Here is a 21,806-nt window from a genome sequence, read left to right as displayed (position 1 = left end):
ATTAGGTTTATGCAAATTTACTTGGCGAGAAATAATCAACAAGCTGGACCGTATACGGTAGAGCAGTTAAATCAAATGCTCTCGAGCCAACAAGTTTTACTCACAGACTTGGTCTGGCATCAAGGTATGACTGAATGGAAAGCTTTAGGTGAACTCACTCAAGGAAAATTATATTACCAACCTGAAGGCTATCAACCCACTCCACCAGTGCAACAAAGCTATCCAAATGCTTCTATTTCGAGTGTCAATGTTCAAAAAAATACTGCTCAGCAAAAACTTGCCTCAATTGGATCTCGATTTTTAGCTAAACTCGTTGATCTGGCGCTTTGGTTGCCTGCCATGGTGATTCCTTCGTTCTTTATGCAAGAAGAACAAGTTGCTCAATTGACTGAGCTTCAGCAAAAAATGCAGAATGCTAGCTCATCAGATCAAGCAATCAAATTACAGGAACAGTTATTTACACTGATTCCAATGGAAGCTTGGCAAGCAATGTTGGTTTACATTGTATTAATGTTAGCTGCTCAAGCATTTTTAATTGCGAAAAGTGGTCAGAGTTTAGGTAAAAAAGTAGCAAAAATTCAAATTGTTGATGCTGAAAATGGACAGCAAGTGAACTTAATGCGCGCATTCACATTGCGTAGTGTGATTTTTATTGTATTGAATTTACTCTTTATGCCATTCATTACCATCATTGATCATGCCTTCGGTCTAAGTCAAAAAAGACAAACTTTGCACGATAAATTAGCAAAGACTAAAGTCATAAAACGATAATTTTTATCTTAGGGGAGCAAATGCTCCCCTTTGTTTTGCCTCTGTTTTCACATCAAAAGTAATCAATTCTTCAACCAATTCCGACCAAACAAATTGGGTTTAATCCTTATATTTAAAGGCACTTTACATATAGCTTAGTTGGTCGTTATAGGGCATAATGCCCTACAACGTAGCGGTGTCATATGACTGAAATTCAGTAAATGTAATTTTCTGTTTTTCAATCATGTGACACTATAATCGCTATCCCATAATTTTATTAGGGAATGGGACTCTTCACCGAGGTTGTAAAATGAGACAAACAATTTTAGCTGTATTGTCTTTATCAACGCTTGCCGTGCTCTTAACAGGGTGTGGCGGTGATATGGTACTTCTAAACTCAAAAGGTCCAGTAGCACAAGGTCAGTCTGATCTTATGATGACTGCGATCTACCTCATGCTATTGGTAGTAATTCCATCAGCATTGATGGCTTTATGGTTTAGTTGGAAATATCGTGCGTCAAATAAAGATGCAGACTATAAACCTACATGGGCACACTCTACTATTATTGAAATCGTAGTGTGGGGTATCCCGTGTATTATTATTGGTATTTTAGCGTATTTAACATGGTGGGGCTCACACAAGTATGACCCTTATCGTCCGCTAGAATCAGAGAAATCACATTTAACTATTCAAGTTATTGCTGAACAGTTTAAATGGGTTTTTGTTTACCCTGAACAAGAAATTGCAACAGTTAACGAAGTTCGTTTCCCAGAAAAAACTCCGATTAATTTCAATATCACCTCTAACTTCACAATGAACTCTTTCTTCATTCCTCAGTTAGCGGGTCAGATTTATGCAATGGCGGGTATGCAAACTCAACTTCACGTCCTTGCGGATAATGAAGGTGTATACCGTGGTTTCTCTTCGAACTATTCAGGCTATGGTTTCACACAAATGCGCTTCCAAGCTCATTCTGTTTCAGAAGCTAAGTTCGCTGAATGGGTGTCTGCAGTAAAAGCTGGTAACGGTACTTCAATTAACCCTGAAGCTGTTCAAAAAACAGTTTTAGACCAAGCTGAATTTGCAACCTTGCGTGATGGTAACCGTTCAGAGAAACAAATCGCTGCGATGGTTCGTAACGCTAAAACCGATCTAGAGAAGCAACAAGCTGAAATTGCTCAAAAAGAAGGTCCATATAAGGCACATCCTCATCCTGTGACTTACTACTCTTCTGTTGAAAAAGGCTTGTTTGAATCAATTATCAACAAATACATGGCAAACTACCACGGTGCGGATCACTCAGCTAAAGCTGAAGGTCATGCTGTAGCTGCTGATGTAAATGCTGAACCTGCTTCTTCAGTTGTAGGGGAATAAGACATGAGCTTCTTAGGTAAGTTAAGTGTAGATGCTATCCCGTACGATCCAATCGTACAGGTAACAGTGTTAATGATGATTTTAGGTGGTATTGCAGTATTTGCCGGTATCACTTATTTCAAAAAATGGGGCTACTTGTGGAACGAATGGTTCACATCTGTAGACCATAAAAAAATTGGTATTATGTACCTTATCGTTTCTGTGATCATGTTATTACGTGGTTTCGCGGATGCGATTATGATGCGTCTTCAATTGTTCCTTGCAAAAGGCGGCGGCGAAGGCTATCTACACCCTGAACACTACGACCAGATTTTCACCGCACATGGTGTAATCATGATTTTCTTCGTAGCGATGGGTCTTGTAGTGGGTATGATGAACATTTCTGTTCCACTACAAATTGGTGCGCGTGACGTAGCATTCCCATTATTAAACTCTTTAAGCTTCTGGTTATTCGCTGGTGCTGCTGGTTTGATGATGGTTTCTCTTGCGCTTGGTGAGTTTGCGGCAACTGGTTGGATGGCTTACCCTCCTCTTTCAGGTATCGAATACTCTCCTGGTGTTGGTGTTGACTACTATATCTGGGCACTTCAGATCTCTGGTCTTGGTACACTTCTTACTGGTGTTAACTTCTTCGTTACCATCATTAAAATGCGTGCTCCTGGCATGGGTCTTATGGATATGCCGATCTTTACGTGGACATCTTTATGTACTGCAGTATTGATCATCGCATCATTCCCAGTGTTGACTGCAACAATTGCAATGTTAACGCTTGACCGTTACTTCGGTTTCCACTTCTTTACAAATGACATGGGTGGTAGCCCAATGTTGTATGTAAACTTGATTTGGACATGGGGTCACCCAGAAGTTTATATCTTGATCTTACCTGCATTCGGTCTATTCTCTGAGATTACTTCTGTATTCTCTCGTAAGACATTGTTTGGTTACAAATCAATGGTGTATGCAACGATCGCGATTACAGTTCTTGCATTCGTTGTATGGTTACACCACTTCTTTACAATGGGTTCAGGTGCCAACGTTAACGCGTTCTTCGGTATCATGACCATGATTATCGCGATTCCTACAGGTGTGAAAATCTTCTCTTGGTTATTCACAATGTATAAGGGTCGTATTACCTTCACATCACCTATGTACTGGACAGTTGGCTTCTTAGTGACTTTCGGTATCGGTGGTTTGACTGGTGTACTTATGGCGGTTCCACCTGCGGACTTCCTTGTACACAACTCACTATTCTTAATCGCTCACTTCCATAACGTAATTATTGGTGGTGTTGTATTTGGTATGTTTGCTGGTATTACTTTCTACTGGCCGAAAATGTTCGGTTGGCAGTTAAGTGAATTCTGGGGCAAAGCATGCTTCTGGTTCTGGTTCTTCGGTTTCTACTTCGCGTTCATGCCATTGTATATCCTAGGTTTCATGGGTATGACTCGTCGTCTAAACTCGTATGACAACCCAGACTGGGATCCATATGTTGGTATCGCATTATTCGGTGCTGTATTAATCGCAATTGGTATTGCTTGTTTCATCATGCAAATCATTGTTGGTTTCTTACAACGCGAACAAACTCGTGACGTTACAGGCGATCCATGGGATGCACGTACGCTTGAATGGGCGACTTCATCTCCAGCTCCATTCTATAACTTTGCAGTACTGCCTCAAGCGAACGGTATCGACCGCTTCTGGACTGACAAAGAAAATGGTGTAGCTTACGCACGTCCTGCTAAATATGAAGATGTTCATATGCCAACTAACCGTGCTGCGGGTGTACTTATTGCACTGATCATCACTGTTATGGGCTTTGCACTTATCTGGCACATTTGGTGGTTAGCGATTGTTTCTTTCGTTTCTGCAATCATTGGCTTTATCTGGAGCTCATTCACGAAGAAAGTGGATTACTATGTTCCAGCTGCTGAAGTAGAACGTATTGAAAACGAACGTTATGCGTTACTCGAAAAACACTTGAAGAAGGACTAAGGATATGGCTGAAGTACTTCATCACGAAAACCACGAGCATGATGAACATCATCACGATGATACAGACATCACGGTCTTTGGTTTTTGGACTTACTTGATGAGTGACTTGATTTTATTCGGTACACTCTTCATCGCGTTCGCTGTATTAAGCAGTCATATTCCACCTGGCACTCCAAGTGCAAAGGATCTTTTTGCAGATTCTTTAGGTTTCGTTTTAACTGAAACTTTCGCACTTTTGATTTCATCAGTGACATTTGGTTTTGCGGTACTTGCTTCTTACAAGAAAAATGTTGGTCAAGTTCTAGCTTGGTTAGCAGTTACATTTGTATTCGGTGCAATCTTCATCGGCATGGAACTTTATGAATTTAATCATTTAGTTCATGCTGGTCATGGACCAAGCGTGAGTGCGTTCTTATCTGCGTTCTTTACTTTAGTTGGTACGCACGGTATTCACGTAACTTCTGGTTTGGTATGGATGATCGTGTTGATGATTCAAATCAAAAAATATGGTTTGACTACAATCAATACTCGTCGTCTTGCTTGCCTAAGCTTGTTCTGGCACTTCCTTGACATCGTATGGATCTGCGTATTCAGCGTAGTGTACTTAATGGGAGTATTATAATGAGTCATGATCATAATGCTGCTGGTGCATCACACGGTAACGTAAAGCAATACACAATCGGTTTTGTACTTTCTGTTTTATTGACTGTAGTTCCATTCTACATGGCAATGAATACTGATAGCTTCAGCCGTGGTGCAATTATTGCTGTTATCGGTATTACAGCTGTTGCTCAGGTACTTGTACAATTAGTTTACTTCTTGCACATGAACTCATCTTCAGAGCAACGTTGGAACGTGATTGCATTTATCTATACAATTCTAACTATTGCTGTTCTTTTAGTTGGTTCTGTATGGATCATGAACTACTTACATTCAAACATGATGATCTAAACTGATTGTCATGTTTAAAAAGTACTTATTCCTGACTAAGCCAGGAATTCTCTTTGGTAACTTTGTTACCACTTTGGGTGGCTACTTTGTAGCTACCCAAGGTTCAGTAGATTTCCTTCTCCTGCTTCTTACCCTCATTGGCACTACCCTCGTAGTTGCATCTGGATGTGTGGTTAATAACGTTATTGATCAAGACATCGACCAAAAAATGCAGCGCACTCAAAATCGTGCGTTAGTTAAGAAAACCATTTCTGTTCAAATTGCATTAGCTTTTGCTTTGCTGTTAGGCATACTCGGTTTTGGTATTTTATGGTTTTGGGTAAATGCGTACGCTTTTTTATTCGCAGTTATTGGTTTTGTCGTATATGTTGGTTTTTACAGCTTATGGACAAAACGAACAACGATCCACCAAACTGTGGTCGGTAGTATTTCTGGTGCAGCCCCCCCTGTCATTGGATATACAGCGGTCGCGAATCAATTCGATTTAGGTGCGCTACTCATTTTCTTGGGTTATGCATTTTGGCAAATGCCTCACTCATGGGGAATTGCAATTTATCGTTTTGATGATTACAAAAATGCGGGTATTCCGATTCTTCCTGTTGCGCGCTCGATTGTTCGCACCAAGATCGAATCGCTGTTTTACATTGTGCTATTTGCAATTTCAATGAACGCTTTATTTGTATTTGGCTATGCAAATTGGCTTTATTGTATAATTCTCAATGTATTGACTGTTTATTGGCTATATTTAAATATCATTGGATTTAAAGCTGAAAATGATCAATTATGGGCAAAGAAATATTTCTTATTCTCTGTTCTCCTAATTACGATTATCAGTATTTGCTTTAGTTTTACTGCTACTGCACCAATAAACAATCTTGTCATTTTTTAAAAGATAGAGAAGCCTCTATCTTTTTTTATTTTGATACAGATTCATTTAAAATAAGAATAAACACAAAAAAAGGATTCTTTATTATTTAGTTTCCACTGAATACCCATAAATTACTTAAAATCGAAAATATTAATTCATCACCTAAAACCAACTTCAAATAAAAATGAACTGACTAAAGCTGAATGAAATGCGCTCAGTTTCTTATTTGCAAAAATGCTATGCCCACCATCAACTTGTTCATAAAAATATACATTTGGAATATTCATAGATTTCATTTTAGCCGCCATTTTTCTGGCATGCGCAGGCGTAACTCGATCATCGGTAGTTGTGGTGTAAAATAGCACAGCGGGTAATTTAGCTGTACTTTCAAAATATTCGTCCAACAAATGATAAGGCGAGATGGTTTTTAAATATTTTGCATCTTGGCTATCTAAAGGATCTCCGTATTCGGCAATCCACGAATAACCTGCCCCTATTTGAGTAAATCTCAACATATCGAGTAGAGGAACCTCACAAACAATTGCACTGAATAAATCTGGGTATTGCATCAGCATATTCCCCATTAATAATCCACCATTACTACCACCAATAGCAGCTAGCTTTTCTTTTATAGTCACGCCTCGATCTATAAGGTGTTGTGCAACTGCAGAAAAATCCTCATATGACTTATGTCGATTATGTTTTAATGCTTGTTGATGCCAATCAGGGCCATACTCATTTCCCCCTCTAATATTGGCTATAACATATACAACACCTTTAGATATTAACGATTCAATTTCTTTTTCCAAAAACCTAGGTGTAAGTGAAACTTCAAAACCTCCATATCCCTCAATCAAAACTGGTAAGTGATTCAACTGAGATTGTTCTAAAGAAATTTGAAAATATGGAACTTTGGTACCATCTTTTGACAATGCAAAATGTTGCGCAACTCGATAGTGTGATTGATCAATTGAATGAGCCTTAGACTTCAATTTTTGTTTTTTCATTGATTCAAGTTCGACCAAATATTGTGTCGGTGGATTTATAAAACTCTGAATCGATATCAATACATCGTTATTAAAATTTTCGACTGAATCTATGGTTATTTGCGAATATGCCTCATCTGGATAGATTGCGTCGACTAATTTTATCCCTGATTGAATATCATACACTTCCAGATAATTGGACACATCTTTCATGATGTCTAAAATCAGGAAATCCTGAGTGAACGTATAATTACTTAGAGTTTTACAAGTAGAAGACTTGAAAATCACATCAAACTCACGATCTCCATTTTTAAATGCATCAAAATCTATGCACATTAAACTACCCGCTAGATAACCAGCCGAAATATCCCAATGAGATTTCAACTCAATCAACATTAAGTTACGGTAGAAAGAAACACGCGCATCTTTGGGCACATTTAATTTAAATTGCTCTTCACCGACAAAATACTCACTCTCGTAAAAGTTTATGATTCGAGTAAAGACATGTCTTTCATAACCCTTACAATGATCTAGAAATGCAAATGCCGACAAATCCTGATCAAAAACTTCAAATACAGTCTTTGCTTCATTTAACGGTGTATCTCTTTTCCATCTCTTAACGATTTTTGGATAACCAGATAAAGTTAAACTGCCGTCTCCGAAGTCTGTCATCACATATATTTCATTTTGGCTAATCCAGCGAACTTGTGTTTTAGCAGATTCAATAAAAAATCCACCATCGACAAAGTTTCTTTCAGCAAGATTAAATTCTCGAATTTGAACTGAATCAGCTCCATTTTCTGATAGGTACACGAGACAATACTGATCATCAATCTCTAGCCTTTCAACGCCACCAAAAAACCACTTCACGCCCTCATCGGCACTTAACTGATCGAAATCAATCAACGTTTCCCATTGAATATCCTCTTTCTGATAGTTTTCCAATAATGCTCTACGCCAAACTCCTAGTACATTAATGTGGTCTTGCCAAAAGTTATAAACATAAGCACCTATTTTAGAAATGTATGGAAGTGCTTGTGCTTCGAATAAAACTTTCTCCAAACCAACATATGTCTCTTTAAAAAATTGATTTTGAGTTAATTTTTCTGATGTTAATGTGTTTTCTTTCTGTACCCAATCCAATGATTTTTTGCTGTTTATCTCTTCAAGATATAACAATTGATCAGTCATTATGTTCTTATTTAAGCAAATTATTTAGACATCACTGTATTTAGAATCATTGTAATGATCTAGCAGACTGTCATTGAATATATGTAATGCAGAAAATTTTCGTATTTCAACTCATTGACTTGAAATTTAGGTTCAAAACACATAGAATCCAACCTTCGCAAATTTTGCGACACACTGTTTGTTTACATTCAGCTGTGACTCCTTGCTTCTAACAAATGCGTTAGGGGCTGCATAAAACCGTAAGGAGCTGACAATGCGTCACTACGAAATCGTAATTCTGGTACATCCAGACCAAAGCGATCAAGTGGTAGGTATGGTAGAACGCTATATCTCTCACATTAAAGATGCTGAAGGTCAAATTCACCGTCTTGAAGATTGGGGCCGTCGCCAATTGGCTTACCCAATTAACAAAATTCACAAAGCGCACTACATTTTAATGAACGTTGAATGTAACCAAACTACGCTTAATGAATTGGAAGAATTATTCCGTTACAACGATGCTATTCTTCGTAACGTTATTATTCGTCGTGAAAACGCAATCACTGAAGAGTCTTTATTGGCTAAGAGTGCTGAAGAAAAACGTGCGCGTAAAGCTCAACGTGAAGAAGCACAACAAGCTCAAGACTCTGCTGAAGCATAAGGAGAACATCAATGGCACGTTTCTACCGTCGTCGTAAGTTCTGCCGCTTTACAGCTGAGAACGTTACATATATCGACTATAAAGATATCGATACTTTAAAACAGTACATCACTGAAAACGGCAAGATTGTTCCTAGCCGTATTACAGGTACTAAAGCTCGTTACCAACGTCAATTAGCTCTTGCTATCAAACAAGCTCGCTACTTAGCGTTGATTCCTTACACTGACAATCATAAGTGAGGTTGAGCTGTGGATATTATCTTATTACAACGCATTAAGAACCTTGGTAAATTAGGTGATAAAGTTTCAGTTAAAGCTGGTTACGGCCGCAACTACTTAATCCCTCAAGGTAAAGCAGTTGCTGCTACTGAAGCTAACACTGCTGCATTTGAAGCTCGTCGTGCTGAACTTGAGAAGCAAGAAGCTGAAGTATTAGCTGCTGCTCAAGCACGTGCTGACCAATTGAACGAAGTAAATATCGTAATCACTGCGAAAGCTGGTGACGAAGGTAAACTATTTGGTTCTATCGGTACTCGTGACATCGCTGACGCGTTGACAAATGCTGGTCTTGAAGTTGACCGTGCTGAAGTTCGTTTACCGAACGGTGCACTTCGTCACACTGGCGAATTCAACATCGCAATCCAATTGCACCATGATGTTGTTGCTGAAGTTCTCGTTACTATCGTATCTGAGTAATTTTATGCAAAGAAAAAGAGCATGCATCAGCATGCTCTTTTTTTATCCCTAATAATTATAAAATTTGATTTAGCAAGCTGAAATTTAGACTTAGTTTTTTATTTGTTATCGATATTATTTGTTGCACTGTCTTGCTTGTGCATTTTGCATTAAGATAAGTCTCCCCTATTCATTTTCGTAATTATTGTAAATCAAGGTTTTATATGTCTCAGGCGACTGCCAAAAAAAATACGAATAACACTGAGTTAGATTTGCTAAAGAGTGAATCTTCAGCACTCAAAGAGTTTCGTACGCCTCCGCACAATCTTGCTATTGAACAGGCTGTTCTTGCCGCACTCATGACAGTAGCTGAGTCATTCGAACAGGTCAGCGATATATTAACCGAGAATGATTTTTACGCGACTCGACATAAATATATTTTTAGAGCAATTGAAAAACTTTCTAAAGAAAGTTCACCTTATGATGCCGTATTGGTCAATGATTGGTTAATCAAACAGAACCTGCTTGATGCGATTGGCGGTGAAGAATATTTAATGCAATTGATGGCGGATTCTCCATCAAGCTTTTATAACCTTGAAACTTATGCCAATAAAATACGTGAATTTGCAACTTTGAGAAATATGATCAAAGTTGGTAATGAAATTCTACAAAATGCGTATGACACGAAAGGTCGAGAAGTCAGTGAAATTTTAGATTTAGCTGAGACCAGTATCTTTTCTTTGGCTGAACAACACAATAACAATGCTAAAGCTCAAGGTCCAAAAGCAATTAATACCGTTGTCGCAGATGTATTCGATAAACTCAACGAATTATCACAACTTGATGGGAATATTACAGGTCTGACCACAGGATTTGTGGAGCTTGATAATAAAACATCAGGTATGCAAGCTGGAGATATGATCGTCGTTGCTGCCCGTCCATCAATGGGTAAAACAACTTTCGCAATGAATTTAGTCGAAAGTGTGCTATTCAATTGCAACCTTCCTGCTCTCGTATTCTCCATGGAGATGCCTGCTGACTCTATTGCCATGCGTTTAATTTCCTCGTTTGGTAAAGTGCATCAAGGACATTTGCGATCTGGCAAATTAGATGGCGAAGAATGGAACAAGGTCACGGGAACGATTCTTCAACTGCAAGAGAAGCATCTCTATATTGATGATTCTTCTGCCCTTCCACCGACTGAAATGCGCGCACGTGCAAGACGTATAGCCAAACAACACGGTGGTAAACTCGGTTGCATCATGGTCGATTACCTGCAGTTAATGAAAGTACCAGGTATGGGTGATAACCGTGTGGGTGAAATTGGTGAAATTTCTCGAAGCTTGAAAGCATTGGCGAAAGAGATGCATTGCCCTGTGATTGCACTTTCGCAGCTTAACCGCTCACTCGAAAACCGTCCAAATAAACGTCCTGTGATGTCAGACTTACGTGAATCTGGAGCAATTGAGCAGGATGCCGATTTGATCATGTTCATTTACCGTGATGAGGTATATAACAAAGAATCTAAAGAAGCAGGAACTGCTGAAATCATTATCGGTAAACAACGTAATGGTCCAATTGGTACCGTTCGACTCGCTTTTGAAGGTCAATATACGCGTTTTAGTAACTTGTCACCTGAATATTACGCGCAGAACCAAGAAGAAGAGTAATTTTGCTTTGATCAATTCTTAGTTAAGAACGCACGAATTGATCCAACACAATTATCTTTTTTCAGTTTAAAAGATTTAACCTTTCCACATGCCTCTAGGAGTAAATTAGAGTGCGCCAAGCAACGGTTTGTATTGACACACACGCATTGCAATACAATTTAAATCGCGTGAAACAACTTGCATCAAACTCTAAAGTTGTAAGTATGGTAAAGGCAAATGCTTATGGTCATGGAGTCTCAGACTGCTTAGCCGCATTGAGCCAGTCTGATGCTTTTGGCGTTGCATGTTTAGAAGAAGCACTTGAAATACGTGAATTAGGTTTTAAACAACCTATCACCTTAATTGAAGGTGTTTTTTCTGAAGATGAAATGCAAATTGCGATTGAGCAACATATTGAAGTAATCGTTCATCATCATCAACAACTGCAGTGGTTGTTGCAAGTTAAAGATGCTTATATCGCCCGAAATCTAAAAGTATGGGTTAAACTAAATAGCGGAATGAACCGCTTAGGCTTCAAAATTGATGTAATCAAATCGATTATTCATCAATTAAAAAATGAAGGTTTTACCTGTGTACTTGCAATGCATTTTGCTAATGCAGATGTTGATCACCCTTTAAATGAACAACAAATATCTCAATTTCTTGAAGTAAAACAAGATTGTGCACCAATTTTAGCTTCATGTTGTAATTCAGCAGCAATTTATAAATACCCTGAATTGCATTTTGACTATGTTCGTCCTGGTATTATGCTGTACGGCGCAACGCCATTTGCAGATCGTGACGTCCACGCTCTAGATTTAAAACCTGTCATGACATTCAGTGCTGAGATTATTGCACTTAACTCCATTCAATCAGGTGAAGCTGTAGGTTATGGCTCAACCTTTGTTGCACAGCGACCTATGCAATTAGCAATTGTCTCGATCGGATATGGTGATGGGTATCCAAGAGCTTTTATTCGTGAGAATTCGGTTTCACTAGATGGTCAATTAACCCCAGTGATTGGCAGAGTTGCCATGGATATGATTGCCATAGATGTCACTGATCTCAACGCAAAAATTGGTGATCCAGTAGAATTATGGGGTAAACATCGTTTAGTGGATGATGTTGCTGAAGCGAATGGTACGATTGGTTATGAGTTGTTATGTCGATTAAGCCAACGTCCGAAGCGTCTTAAAATGTAATGAGCAAATTAAATCAACGTAATGCTAAACAGCATTACGTTGTAGTTCATTAAAATCCGTATCCTGAGCGCGTGTCAAAAATCGAATTAAATAATCAGCTTGATCTTGTGTAAACTGTGTAGGCGTAAATTGACTAAATCCCATATCTATTAAAGCCTGCTTCACTGGACTTTGTCGTCCCACAAACTTCATAGACCATTCTTGAAATTGTTTTTTTTCAATATTTTTTCGCTGGAATAGGCGAATTTGATGATGGCGTTTATCCTTGTGAAGCTTTTGCAACAATATATCTAGTGTGGCTTCATCACCCTCTAGACATTGAAAATAGTGCCCATCTGCATAATAAAGTGCTCCAGAAATTTGATGCTCAAAATTGAAATGACGGGCTTCATTCAAGATTTCACGAACATCAATCAATAAGCGACTTGCATCTGCAGTCGACACACTCGCATAACTGAACTGTTGCATTGCTTCCCCTAATTTTTATAGTAATGATTTAATATTCAATGCAACTCAATTTAATCTAAACTCAATCATAAAGCAAAATTATTGCCAATAGTCTTCTGTTGGCCGTGGCAAACCGTTCAATCCCTGACGCAAAGTATCTGACCAAAGTTTACTAATTGATGAGAAATATGGATCATCATCATGAATACGTTTAGACAATGGAATTGCAAAACTATCTTTTTTATAAATACATGCATCTAGTGGTAAGCCCACAGAAACATTAGATCTAAGGGTTGAATCAAATGAAATTAAACCGCATCTTAATGCTTCATCTAACTCAGTATTGTAATTTAATGCACGATCTAAAATTGGTTTACCGTATTTACTTTCCCCAATCTGAAAAAAGGGCGTATCTGACGTCGCATTGATAAAATTACCCTGAGGATAAATATTATATAACTGAATATCCTCCCCTTTAATTTGACCAGAAAGTAAAATCGTACAGTGATAATTACTTTGCTCTAGTTGATCAGTAGTCACATCCATAATGACACGCTTTAAAGTATGACCAACCAAGTCAGCCATCTCGAACATGCTATTCACACTATACAAATTAGGTTCGTGTTTTAAATCTAGCTGATTCTGCAAATGTCCTATAACGGCTTGAGTCGTTGCCAAATTACCCGCAGTTTGTATGCTGATAAAACGCTCACCCTCAACACCGAAAAGATAGAGTTTACGAAATACAGAGATATGATCTACACCTGCATTTGTTCGCGTGTCACTGATACAAATTAAGCCATCACGTAAACGCATAGCACAACAATAGGTCATTGAAATCTCTCTTCTAAATTTTGTTCTAACACGGTAATACCTGAACGATGGCCGTCATACTCTCCACGCCACCAGCCTCTCGCACACCTCTGATAGGTGCAACGTCCCAATAATCACGCCCTAATGCAATATAAATGTGTGAACTTGGCGTATAGAGCTGATTGCTAACATCAAATGTATACCAAACTCCATCTATATAAGCTTCAGCCCAAGCATGGCTCGCCAAATGACTCATTTCTGGAACGTAAAGATATCCAGAAACATAACGCGCAGGAATATTTAACTCTCTACACATACCTACAAATACATGAGTATGATCCTGACATACCCCTTGTTGATGATGGAATGCATCTATTGCCGTAGTATTCACTTGAGTAGAATCTGAAATATATGGCATATGCTCAAGCAATGCATAACTTAAATGTTTTAATTCATCACGAGTCTTTTTACTCACATGCTGAGCTGCAAAAGCTTTCATTTCAGCATCACATTGAGTCGCTGGGGTAATTTGTAGAAAAATACCGACTGGCACTTCTGACTCAATAGCTTGTTCTGAAACTGTATCGATTTCAATAATGCCCTGCGCCATAATACTTAAATTTTGATATGCATAGCGTTGAGTCGAAGTGATCCAAATATTATTAAAGGCATCTTTTGCTTCGACCGTATGACCAGGAATACTCACTGACCAAGCATCTACTTTTTGGTGAGCATTACATTGAGGACACATTCGTATATATTGGATACTATTTTTTGCCGTTTCCGTATATTGATAATGGGTTTGATGATTAATCATCAATTTCATGCATCCACCTCAAATAAACATTGCACCTGATCATTCAATTGGTAAAAGCTATTAGCATTTGGATGCGCTAAAAGATGTTGCCAAGCCTCATCTAAGCTGTCCCATCCTTTAGACTTCAACAGTTCAATCACAACACTTAAAGAATTGATTGTAGAATTAACATCCTGATTCAATCTTATTTCACGATCAAGATTTTCGAAATATTGTCCTAGACTAAAAAACAGAAAAATGTCTTCATTTTCAGCTTCTAGAATATCGCTACACTCATCAACAACAGTACAAATTAATCCTGCATTTTGTGTCGCTGTATCCACCATCTGTTTTAATTCTGAATAAGCCTGAACTGACAATACACCACGTAAATCTTGAATATTATTTTTCACATATTCAAATTGTTGAAAAAAAGAAGCTGGCTGATCATTACTCAGAATCAGCTCATTGAGCGAACACGCATTAAAAGCAGGTAAGCAAAAAGCATGGGCATACTGCAATGCTTGAACATCATCTTGAAATGGAAACTGACCACATAAATGTTGAATACGAGATAAATAACGGCCAACCCAGTAAATATTTTGCGCATTGCTGTTTAATATAATCATGACAAGCTCCTGGTTGTATATTTATGAATGTAGCGGATCTATAACCCACGTATCTTTAATGCCACCACCCTGTGACGAATTTACAACTAATGACCCTTCTTGCATCGCAACTCGGGTTAAACCTCCCGGCACGATTTCTGTACGATACGGTGAACTTAAAATAAACGGTCTTAAATCAATATGGCGTTCAGCGATGCCGAATTCAGTTAAAGTGGGAGCGACTGAAAGCGCTAAAGTTGGTTGTGCAATGTAAGCATGCGGCTGTGCAATTAACTTTAATCTAAATTGTTCAATTTCTTGTTCGGTCGCTTTAGGACCAATTAACATGCCATAACCGCCTGAACCTTGCGCCTCTTTAACCACTAACTTTTCTAAATTACAAAGTACATAATCGAGTTCTTCACGTTCACGACATTGGTAAGTCGGTACGTTATTTAAAATTGGCTTCTGGTTTAGATAGTAATTAATCATTTTATCGACATAAGGATAGATTGATTTGTCATCTGCTACCCCCGTGCCAGGCGCATTCGCAATCACGACATTGTGTTGTAAGTAAGCAGACATTAGGCCAGGTACACCTAATGTACTGTCTGGCATAAAACACAATGGATCAAGAAATCCATCATCTAGGCGTCGGTAAATTACATCGACTTGTTTTTTACCCCAAACGGTTTTGGCATAGACCTTAGCATTTTCAACGAATAAATCCTGACCTGTAACTAGAGGAACATCCATCTCACGTGCGAGGAAGCAATGCTCATAATATGCACTGTTATATCGACCCGGTGTAAGCACCACGATAAATGGATTATCTACTTCAGCATTTTCCTCGAGTATTTGTCTTAAAAGTTGTGGGTATTGCTCTACACCTTGTAAATTTGATGACTTACAAAGTTCGGGCATCATTTTTTCACTAATTTTTCGACTTTCCAACATATAAGACACGCCTGATGGTGTTCTTAAATTGTCTTCTAGTACGAAGAAGTCACCTTGCTGATCACGAATAATATCGATTCCGCTAATTTGACTATAAACTTTACCTTTCAATGAATGTTTATACATCAATGGTTGGTATGCCTCATGAGTGAGCACTTGCAGCTCAGGCACTAAACCATCTTTTAAAATCGCCTGATTATGGTAAATATCATCTAAAAAAAAGTTCAATGCTTGCACCCTTTGTGCACAGCCTTGCTCTATTTTGTGCCATTGTTGTTTGGCAATTACACGTGGAATTAAGTCATAAGGAATAATACGATCTGTACCCTCAGCACCACCATAGACTGTAAATGTAATGCCCTGATAGAGGAAATGTTCCTTCGCTTGATGATTTAATGATTTCAGCTCATCCAAGCTTCTTTCACATAACCAATTTTCGATTTTGCTAGAGGCCTCTAATCCAATAGTTTTGTCATCTAAAAGTTCATTATAAAATTCAGATTTAAGTTGATCGAACAAGTACGCAGTGCTGTTTTGTTTAACTTCGATCTGCATAGATTTTTCAAAAGCTTCGACGGTATGATCAGCCTTAAAATTTGCGAGAATTGAAGTGGTATCTTTTTCCTCTTTTAGCATACATACCTCTTAATTGTTATCAATTGTAAACAAAATTAAGCAATTTCAATGCCAAAAATTTACCTATTCATCTATTAATGCCCCATTTTTGAAGCATTCACAACGAAAAATGGCCTAAAGATGTATCGAAATATACTCAACAGCTTCACTTTCCATGCTTGCTTATCTCTTAAAGATTTTTTATTGTGTGTTTGAAAAATATTTTCTCTTTATTCATTAGTTCATTATGTCCTCTCAAGAAAAAGAAACATCGAATAGCTTATATCGACAGTGGCAAATTCTTTCACGCTTAACCACTGGCAAATGGATGGGTACACGAGAGTTGCAAGAGACCCTGCAAAGAGAAGGTATTGAAATCAGTTTAAGAACCATTCAACGTGATTTAAATCAAATTTCTCAAAGATTTCCTATTGAGAGTAATAAAACTGTACCACAAGGTTGGCGTTGGCGATCAGATGCCCCAATTCAAAGCTTGCCGCATATGACCAGCTCACAAGCCGTCACCTTCATGATGGTTGAAGAGCATTTGAAGCATTTGCTTCCTCCAAGCTTAATTGAGGAAATGAACCCTTGGTTCGAGCTTGCAAAACGCAGCTTATCTACACAAAACAATGTACGTCAGTGGATTAACCGAGTTCGTATTGTCCCAGCAAGCCAGCCCTTGATCCCTCCTGTTGTAGAGAAACATGCGCAGCAAGCTATTTACGAAGGTCTATTACAAGATAAACAGATTGAATGTATATATCGTGCGCGTGGACCTGAAAGTGAAGAACGTGGTTATACCTTAAACCCGCTTGCACTGGTTCAAAAGGGCTCGATCATTTATTTGATTTGTACTCGACATGACAAATCAGAAGTTCAAACTTTTGCTTTACATCGTTTTAAATCTGCAAAAGTTCTAGAACAACGCGCCTTACACCCTGTTGACTTTGATATTGATGCTTACATTGAATCTGGTGCGCTTGGCTTCAGAGTTGATTTCAATAAACCCACTGAGCTCGTTCAACTCGAACTCTTTATGAATAAAGCTGATGCACTTTACTTTTCCGAAAGCCAACTCAGTAAAGATCAATCCATCACACAACTATCCGATGATCTCTTTAAAGTGGTGGCTAATGTGCCATTTACTTCACAATTGGTTTGGTGGCTCAGAAGCTTCGGCAAAAAAATCATTCGTATTGAACCGCTCGATGTATTTAACGCCGTTCATGAAATTGAAAATTAAAAAAGAGCCAAATTGGCTCTGAAGATTTTTTATTATCATATTTTCAGTATTGCGCTGATTTCTTATTGTGTTGAGTTTAAATACCTGAACTAAACTCCCCTTTAGCCCACGTACACTTTTCAATGTCGTTGGATTATGATTTACATCGTGCAGCATGCAATTTCATAACCATTATAACGAATACGCTTCATCGTCATGGCCTTTCCTCTTTGTTGTGAACGTAGAATCAATATAACGACATCAACTTGGATTGAGAAATAATCATAATTTCTTTATTAATCTCTATTCTTGTTAAACGTAAATAATAAATTATTTATCTTATTTATGAATAAATCGTTATATGAGGATCAAAAAAACCCGCATCAAGCGGGTTTTTTTGACTGCAACAGGCTTAAGCAGATTTTTTAGTTTGTGCATTCTTACGAATCGTAATCATCACCAATTGAACAGCAGCAGGTGTAACGCCCGGAATACGACTTGCTTGAGCGAGAGTTTCAGGGCGAACTTCTTTGAGTTTCAAAGTAATTTCACGAGATAAACCAGATACCACGTCATAATTAAAATCAGCTGGAATCTTAGTCTCTTCTAAGCGCTTCATTTGCGCTACATCCTGATGCTGACGGTTAATATAACCCTCATATTTAACTGCAATCTCAATTTGGTCACCCACTTGAGCAGAAACATCAGAACCAGTGAGTTCCGCAATTTGAGCAAAAGTAATGTTCGGACGTTTCAACAAATCAATCGCAGAACATTCTTTAGAAAGATCCGCACCTGTCATTTCAACGAATTTTTTACCCATTGGATTGTTAGGTGCAGCCCAAAGATGTTGTAAACGACCTGTTTCACGCTCAACCGCTTCCATTTTTTCGCAGTACGCTGCCCAACGCTCGTCATCCACAAGACCCATTTCACGCCCGATTGGTGTCAAACGTTGGTCTGCATTATCTTCACGAAGCATCAAACGGTATTCCGCACGTGAGGTAAACATACGGTAAGGTTCTTTCGTACCTAAAGTGATTAAGTCATCGACCAATACACCCATGTACGCTTCATCACGCTTCGGTGTCCATTGTTCTTGATCCCACGCACGGCGTGCAGCATTCAAACCTGCAAGTAAACCCTGTGCACCGGCTTCTTCATAACCTGTCGTACCGTTAATTTGACCCGCAAAGTACAAGTTATTAATCGCTTTAGTCTCTAAAGTGAATTTCAAAGCTTGTGGGTTGAAATAATCATACTCAATGGCATAACCCGGGCGCAGGATATGCGCATTTTCCATACCACGGATTGAGCGTACTAATTCAAACTGGACATCAAACGGTAAAGATGTAGAAATACCATTTGGATAAAGTTCATGTGTATCTAGGCCTTCAGGCTCTAAGAATACTTGGTGAGAATCTTTATCGGCAAATTTATGAATTTTATCTTCGATTGACGGACAGTAACGTGGTCCTACACCTTCAATCACACCAGTATACATCGGTGAACGGTCTAGGCCGCCACGAATAATATCATGAGTTTTTTCGTTGGTATGCGTGATATAGCAGTTGACTTGCTCTGGGTGCATAGATGCATCACCCATAAATGACATCGTTGGTGATGGAAAATCACCCGGCTGTGGTGTCATCACAGAGAAATCTACAGAACGTGCATCAATACGTGGTGGCGTACCTGTTTTTAAACGACCTACTGGCAATTGAAGCTCACGTAAACGGTGCGCTAAAGAAATTGAAGGTGGATCACCTGCACGACCGCCGCTTGATTTCTCAAGACCAACATGAATCACGCCACCCAAGAATGTACCAGCGGTTAACACGACAGTTTTCGCATCAAAGCGAATCCCCATTTGTGTTACCACACCTTTAACGGTATCGCCGTCAACAATGAGATCATCTGCTGCTTGTTGGAAAATATCAAGATTGGCTTGGTTTTCTAATGTTTCGCGAATAGCCGCTTTATAACGTACACGGTCAGCCTGCGCACGCGTTGCACGAACTGCAGCACCTTTACGTGAGTTCAGAATACGGAACTGAATACCACCCTTGTCTGCTGCGAGTGCCATCGCACCACCTAAGGCATCAATTTCGCGAACAAGGTGTGATTTACCAATACCACCAATCGCTGGGTTACAGCTCATCTGCCCTAAAGTCTCAATATTATGAGTTAAGAGTAAAGTCTGTCGACCCATACGTGCCGCAGCAAGCGCTGCTTCTGTACCAGCGTGTCCGCCACCGATAACAATGACATCGTAAACTTTAGGATAATGCATAGTGGTATATGAGGAGATAGAAATAATGACAGAAAATTATAGCAAATTTTGTTTGCCTTGAGACAATCGAGAACGATTTAATTCTAATTTTTTTGAAGTCCAATAATATAAACCATTTTGATATAAAAATTTATAAATTTTGCAGATTTAAGTGATTTTTTAACAATTTAGAAAATTTATTTACAGCATTGCCCTTCCATTGATTCGACTATTTTTTCAACATATTCAAGTCATATTTTTTAACAAGAGTATACGAACATGAAAGTCCAGTTATTTACGATATCAATGTTATGTTGTTTGGGTCTAAGCGTAAGTAGTATGAGTATTGCGAATGACAAAGTTGATAATGCCTATAATGCCAAACAATTCCAAAGTGTATGTAAGGGTAAAAGCGAAGGCGATGCTGTCAGTTTCCCGTATAAAGGAATCATTTGGAATGGTACTTGCCAAACTCAATTTTTCCCTACCCAAAGTAAAGATTTAAAAGGCAATGAAGAGCAGCTTAATTCAGCTTGTAAGTCTGATGCAGCGAGTGTTTCCGTGAATATTGAAGGTCAAGAATATAAAGGCAAATGTGCACTCGGATATGCGCCACCGATGCCAAAAGCGTCTTAATCCAATTTTTTAAATTCGACCATTTATGCAACCAATTGAAAAATTGGTTGCTTTTATTTATTGATAACGATAAAACCAAATTAAAAATAATGATCTATTTACAAATAACACAACAAAATTCAGGATGAATTTATGGACACAGGGATCCTTACGATTTTTTTACCTTTAGCACTTGCAATTGTGATGGCGGGTTTAGGACTTGAACTCACTGTTCAAGATTTTCTACGCGTTCGTAAACACCCTAAAGCAGTGCTCATCGCATTATTTTCCCAACTCATCATTTTGGTTGGCGTTGCATTTATTATATGTAGAATACTCAATCTTTCGCCTTACTTGGCTGTCGGCTTAGTGTTGCTTGCTGCCTCACCAGGGGGTGCGACAGCCAATCTATTTAGCTATTTATACAAAGGTGATGTTGCGCTCAACATCACCTTGACTGCGATTAATGCCATTATTGCTGCAGTGACCTTGCCGCTGATCGTGAATTTTGCAATCACCCATTTCATTCAGGATTCAACTCAAATTGGTCTACAATTTAGTAAAATTTTACAAGTGTTCGCCATTATTCTTATTCCAGTTGCCCTCGGTATGTTTATGCGCTACAAATTTCCAAATGTTGCAACTAAACTAGAAAAACCAGTGCGTATTTTTGCCGTTGTATTCTTAGTGTTAATTATTGTCGGTGCAGTACTTTCTGAACGTGCCAACATTATGAATTATCTTGCTCAAATTGGTTTGGCAACAGCGTTATTTTGTATCGCAAGTCTTAGCGTTGGTTATTTTCTACCACGCTTCTTTGGTGTACCGAGCTTTCAAGCAAGAGCGTGTGCTTTTGAAATTGGTATCCATAACAGTACTTTGGCCATGGCGATTGCAATCACGATAATGAATAGCAGCGAAATTGCGATGCCAGCAGCTGTTTATTCAATCTTTATGTATATCTTCGCAGCTATTTTCGGGATGTTGCTGAATCGTTTTGCACCATTAGACCATCCGGCTGAGTTAACTCGAAACCACTCACAAATTAACTGATATTAATTGAGTTAACCAACTCATCTTAAAGGCACTGTAATCGTGCCTTTATTTATGCTTCAGGTTTTATCTGCATTCTTAAAGCGAATACAGTACAATGCTAACTCTCGTATTGCATATTTAGGTT

At 38.5% G+C, this 21,806-nt stretch carries 21 protein-coding genes; 14 read left to right on the top strand and 7 right to left on the bottom strand.

Annotated features, from left to right (window positions below; genetic code table 11):
- Nucleotides 1–9: 9 nt before the first annotated feature.
- The 6 genes from AC1M83_RS01690 to cyoE all read left to right on the top strand — a co-directional run bounded on the left by AC1M83_RS01690 (nucleotide 10) and on the right by cyoE (nucleotide 5,957).
- Nucleotides 10–771 carry an RDD family protein gene (locus AC1M83_RS01690; protein ID WP_481589824.1) on the top strand — a complete coding sequence of 254 codons (762 nt, stop codon included), beginning with the start codon at nucleotides 10–12 and terminating at the stop codon, nucleotides 769–771.
- Between the two features lie 289 nt (nucleotides 772–1,060).
- On the top strand, nucleotides 1,061–2,125 hold the full coding sequence (gene cyoA / locus AC1M83_RS01685) for a ubiquinol oxidase subunit II (protein WP_092766177.1): 1,065 nt from the start codon (nucleotides 1,061–1,063) through the stop codon (nucleotides 2,123–2,125).
- A 3-nt stretch (nucleotides 2,126–2,128) separates the two neighbouring features.
- Nucleotides 2,129–4,117: a cytochrome o ubiquinol oxidase subunit I gene (gene cyoB / locus AC1M83_RS01680; protein ID WP_035267062.1), complete on the top strand. Its 1,989-nt coding sequence runs from the start codon at nucleotides 2,129–2,131 to the stop codon at nucleotides 4,115–4,117.
- A 4-nt stretch (nucleotides 4,118–4,121) separates the two neighbouring features.
- Nucleotides 4,122–4,739, top strand: coding sequence for a cytochrome o ubiquinol oxidase subunit III (gene cyoC / locus AC1M83_RS01675; protein ID WP_035267060.1), 618 nt, complete (start codon nucleotides 4,122–4,124; stop codon nucleotides 4,737–4,739).
- Nucleotides 4,736–5,068 (top strand): cytochrome o ubiquinol oxidase subunit IV, encoded by a 333-nt coding sequence (cyoD, locus tag AC1M83_RS01670; RefSeq protein WP_171076771.1) that lies wholly within the window; start codon nucleotides 4,736–4,738, stop codon nucleotides 5,066–5,068. Before cyoC ends, cyoD begins: the two co-directional genes overlap by 4 nt.
- A gap of 10 nt (nucleotides 5,069–5,078) precedes the next feature.
- Nucleotides 5,079–5,957: a heme o synthase gene (gene cyoE, locus AC1M83_RS01665; protein ID WP_092766176.1), complete on the top strand. Its 879-nt coding sequence runs from the start codon at nucleotides 5,079–5,081 to the stop codon at nucleotides 5,955–5,957.
- A gap of 137 nt (nucleotides 5,958–6,094) precedes the next feature.
- Here the strand turns inward: cyoE and AC1M83_RS01660 are convergent, their stop codons facing one another.
- On the bottom strand, nucleotides 6,095–8,113 hold the full coding sequence (locus AC1M83_RS01660; RefSeq protein ID WP_481589823.1) for a prolyl oligopeptidase family serine peptidase: 2,019 nt from the start codon (nucleotides 8,111–8,113) through the stop codon (nucleotides 6,095–6,097).
- Nucleotides 8,114–8,366: 253 nt separating this feature from the next.
- Here AC1M83_RS01660 and rpsF point away from each other — a divergent pair, with 253 nt between their 5' ends.
- The 5 genes from rpsF (at nucleotide 8,367) to alr (ending at nucleotide 12,278) form a co-directional block, all read left to right on the top strand.
- On the top strand, nucleotides 8,367–8,753 hold the full coding sequence (gene rpsF / locus AC1M83_RS01655; RefSeq protein ID WP_035267614.1) for a 30S ribosomal protein S6: 387 nt from the start codon (nucleotides 8,367–8,369) through the stop codon (nucleotides 8,751–8,753).
- 11 nt (nucleotides 8,754–8,764) lie between these two features.
- Nucleotides 8,765–8,992 (top strand): 30S ribosomal protein S18, encoded by a 228-nt coding sequence (gene rpsR / locus AC1M83_RS01650; RefSeq protein WP_004719336.1) that lies wholly within the window; start codon nucleotides 8,765–8,767, stop codon nucleotides 8,990–8,992.
- Nucleotides 8,993–9,001: 9 nt separating this feature from the next.
- Nucleotides 9,002–9,448: a 50S ribosomal protein L9 gene (gene rplI / locus AC1M83_RS01645; RefSeq protein ID WP_035267617.1), complete on the top strand. Its 447-nt coding sequence runs from the start codon at nucleotides 9,002–9,004 to the stop codon at nucleotides 9,446–9,448.
- A gap of 203 nt (nucleotides 9,449–9,651) precedes the next feature.
- Nucleotides 9,652–11,097 carry a replicative DNA helicase gene (gene dnaB / locus AC1M83_RS01640; protein ID WP_035267619.1) on the top strand — a complete coding sequence of 482 codons (1,446 nt, stop codon included), beginning with the start codon at nucleotides 9,652–9,654 and terminating at the stop codon, nucleotides 11,095–11,097.
- Nucleotides 11,098–11,207: 110 nt separating this feature from the next.
- Nucleotides 11,208–12,278, top strand: a complete 1,071-nt coding sequence (gene alr, locus AC1M83_RS01635; protein WP_481589822.1) for an alanine racemase — start codon at nucleotides 11,208–11,210, stop codon at nucleotides 12,276–12,278.
- Between the two features lie 24 nt (nucleotides 12,279–12,302).
- Here the strand turns inward: alr and AC1M83_RS01630 are convergent, their stop codons facing one another.
- The 5 genes from AC1M83_RS01630 to AC1M83_RS01610 form a co-directional block, all read right to left on the bottom strand.
- The gene (locus AC1M83_RS01630) at nucleotides 12,303–12,746 is read right to left on the bottom strand and encodes a BLUF domain-containing protein (RefSeq protein WP_180027635.1); all 444 of its coding nucleotides are present in this window, start codon (nucleotides 12,744–12,746) and stop codon (nucleotides 12,303–12,305) included.
- 78 nt (nucleotides 12,747–12,824) lie between these two features.
- Nucleotides 12,825–13,559, bottom strand: a complete 735-nt coding sequence (locus AC1M83_RS01625) for a proteasome-type protease (RefSeq protein ID WP_481589821.1) — start codon at nucleotides 13,557–13,559, stop codon at nucleotides 12,825–12,827.
- 25 nt (nucleotides 13,560–13,584) lie between these two features.
- Nucleotides 13,585–14,364, bottom strand: a complete 780-nt coding sequence (locus AC1M83_RS01620; RefSeq protein ID WP_481589820.1) for a transglutaminase family protein — start codon at nucleotides 14,362–14,364, stop codon at nucleotides 13,585–13,587.
- The gene (locus AC1M83_RS01615; protein ID WP_092766170.1) at nucleotides 14,361–14,963 is read right to left on the bottom strand and encodes an alpha-E domain-containing protein; all 603 of its coding nucleotides are present in this window, start codon (nucleotides 14,961–14,963) and stop codon (nucleotides 14,361–14,363) included. The genes AC1M83_RS01620 and AC1M83_RS01615 overlap by 4 nt, the downstream gene beginning before the upstream one ends.
- A gap of 21 nt (nucleotides 14,964–14,984) precedes the next feature.
- Entirely contained in the window at nucleotides 14,985–16,535 is a 1,551-nt protein-coding gene (locus tag AC1M83_RS01610; RefSeq protein ID WP_481589819.1) for a circularly permuted type 2 ATP-grasp protein, read from the bottom strand.
- A 226-nt stretch (nucleotides 16,536–16,761) separates the two neighbouring features.
- Here AC1M83_RS01610 and AC1M83_RS01605 point away from each other — a divergent pair, with 226 nt between their 5' ends.
- Nucleotides 16,762–17,760, top strand: a complete 999-nt coding sequence (locus AC1M83_RS01605; protein WP_481589818.1) for a helix-turn-helix transcriptional regulator — start codon at nucleotides 16,762–16,764, stop codon at nucleotides 17,758–17,760.
- A 391-nt stretch (nucleotides 17,761–18,151) separates the two neighbouring features.
- On the opposite strand, the gene mnmG is transcribed toward AC1M83_RS01605, so the two are convergent.
- Complete coding sequence (gene mnmG, locus AC1M83_RS01600; protein WP_481588395.1) at nucleotides 18,152–20,032, bottom strand: tRNA uridine-5-carboxymethylaminomethyl(34) synthesis enzyme MnmG; 1,881 nt, start codon at nucleotides 20,030–20,032, stop codon at nucleotides 18,152–18,154.
- Nucleotides 20,033–20,290: 258 nt separating this feature from the next.
- Here mnmG and AC1M83_RS01595 point away from each other — a divergent pair, with 258 nt between their 5' ends.
- A complete protein-coding gene (locus AC1M83_RS01595; protein ID WP_481589817.1) occupies nucleotides 20,291–20,647 on the top strand; it encodes a hypothetical protein in 357 nt (118 codons plus the stop codon).
- A gap of 132 nt (nucleotides 20,648–20,779) precedes the next feature.
- Entirely contained in the window at nucleotides 20,780–21,679 is a 900-nt protein-coding gene (locus tag AC1M83_RS01590; RefSeq protein WP_481589816.1) for a bile acid:sodium symporter family protein, read from the top strand.
- The last annotated feature ends 127 nt before the right edge of the window (nucleotides 21,680–21,806 follow it).

Source organism: Acinetobacter sp. 25-47-130 (assembly GCF_056779705.1).
Note: the sequence above shows the minus strand (reverse complement) of the source record. Positions and strands in the feature narration are given on the sequence as shown.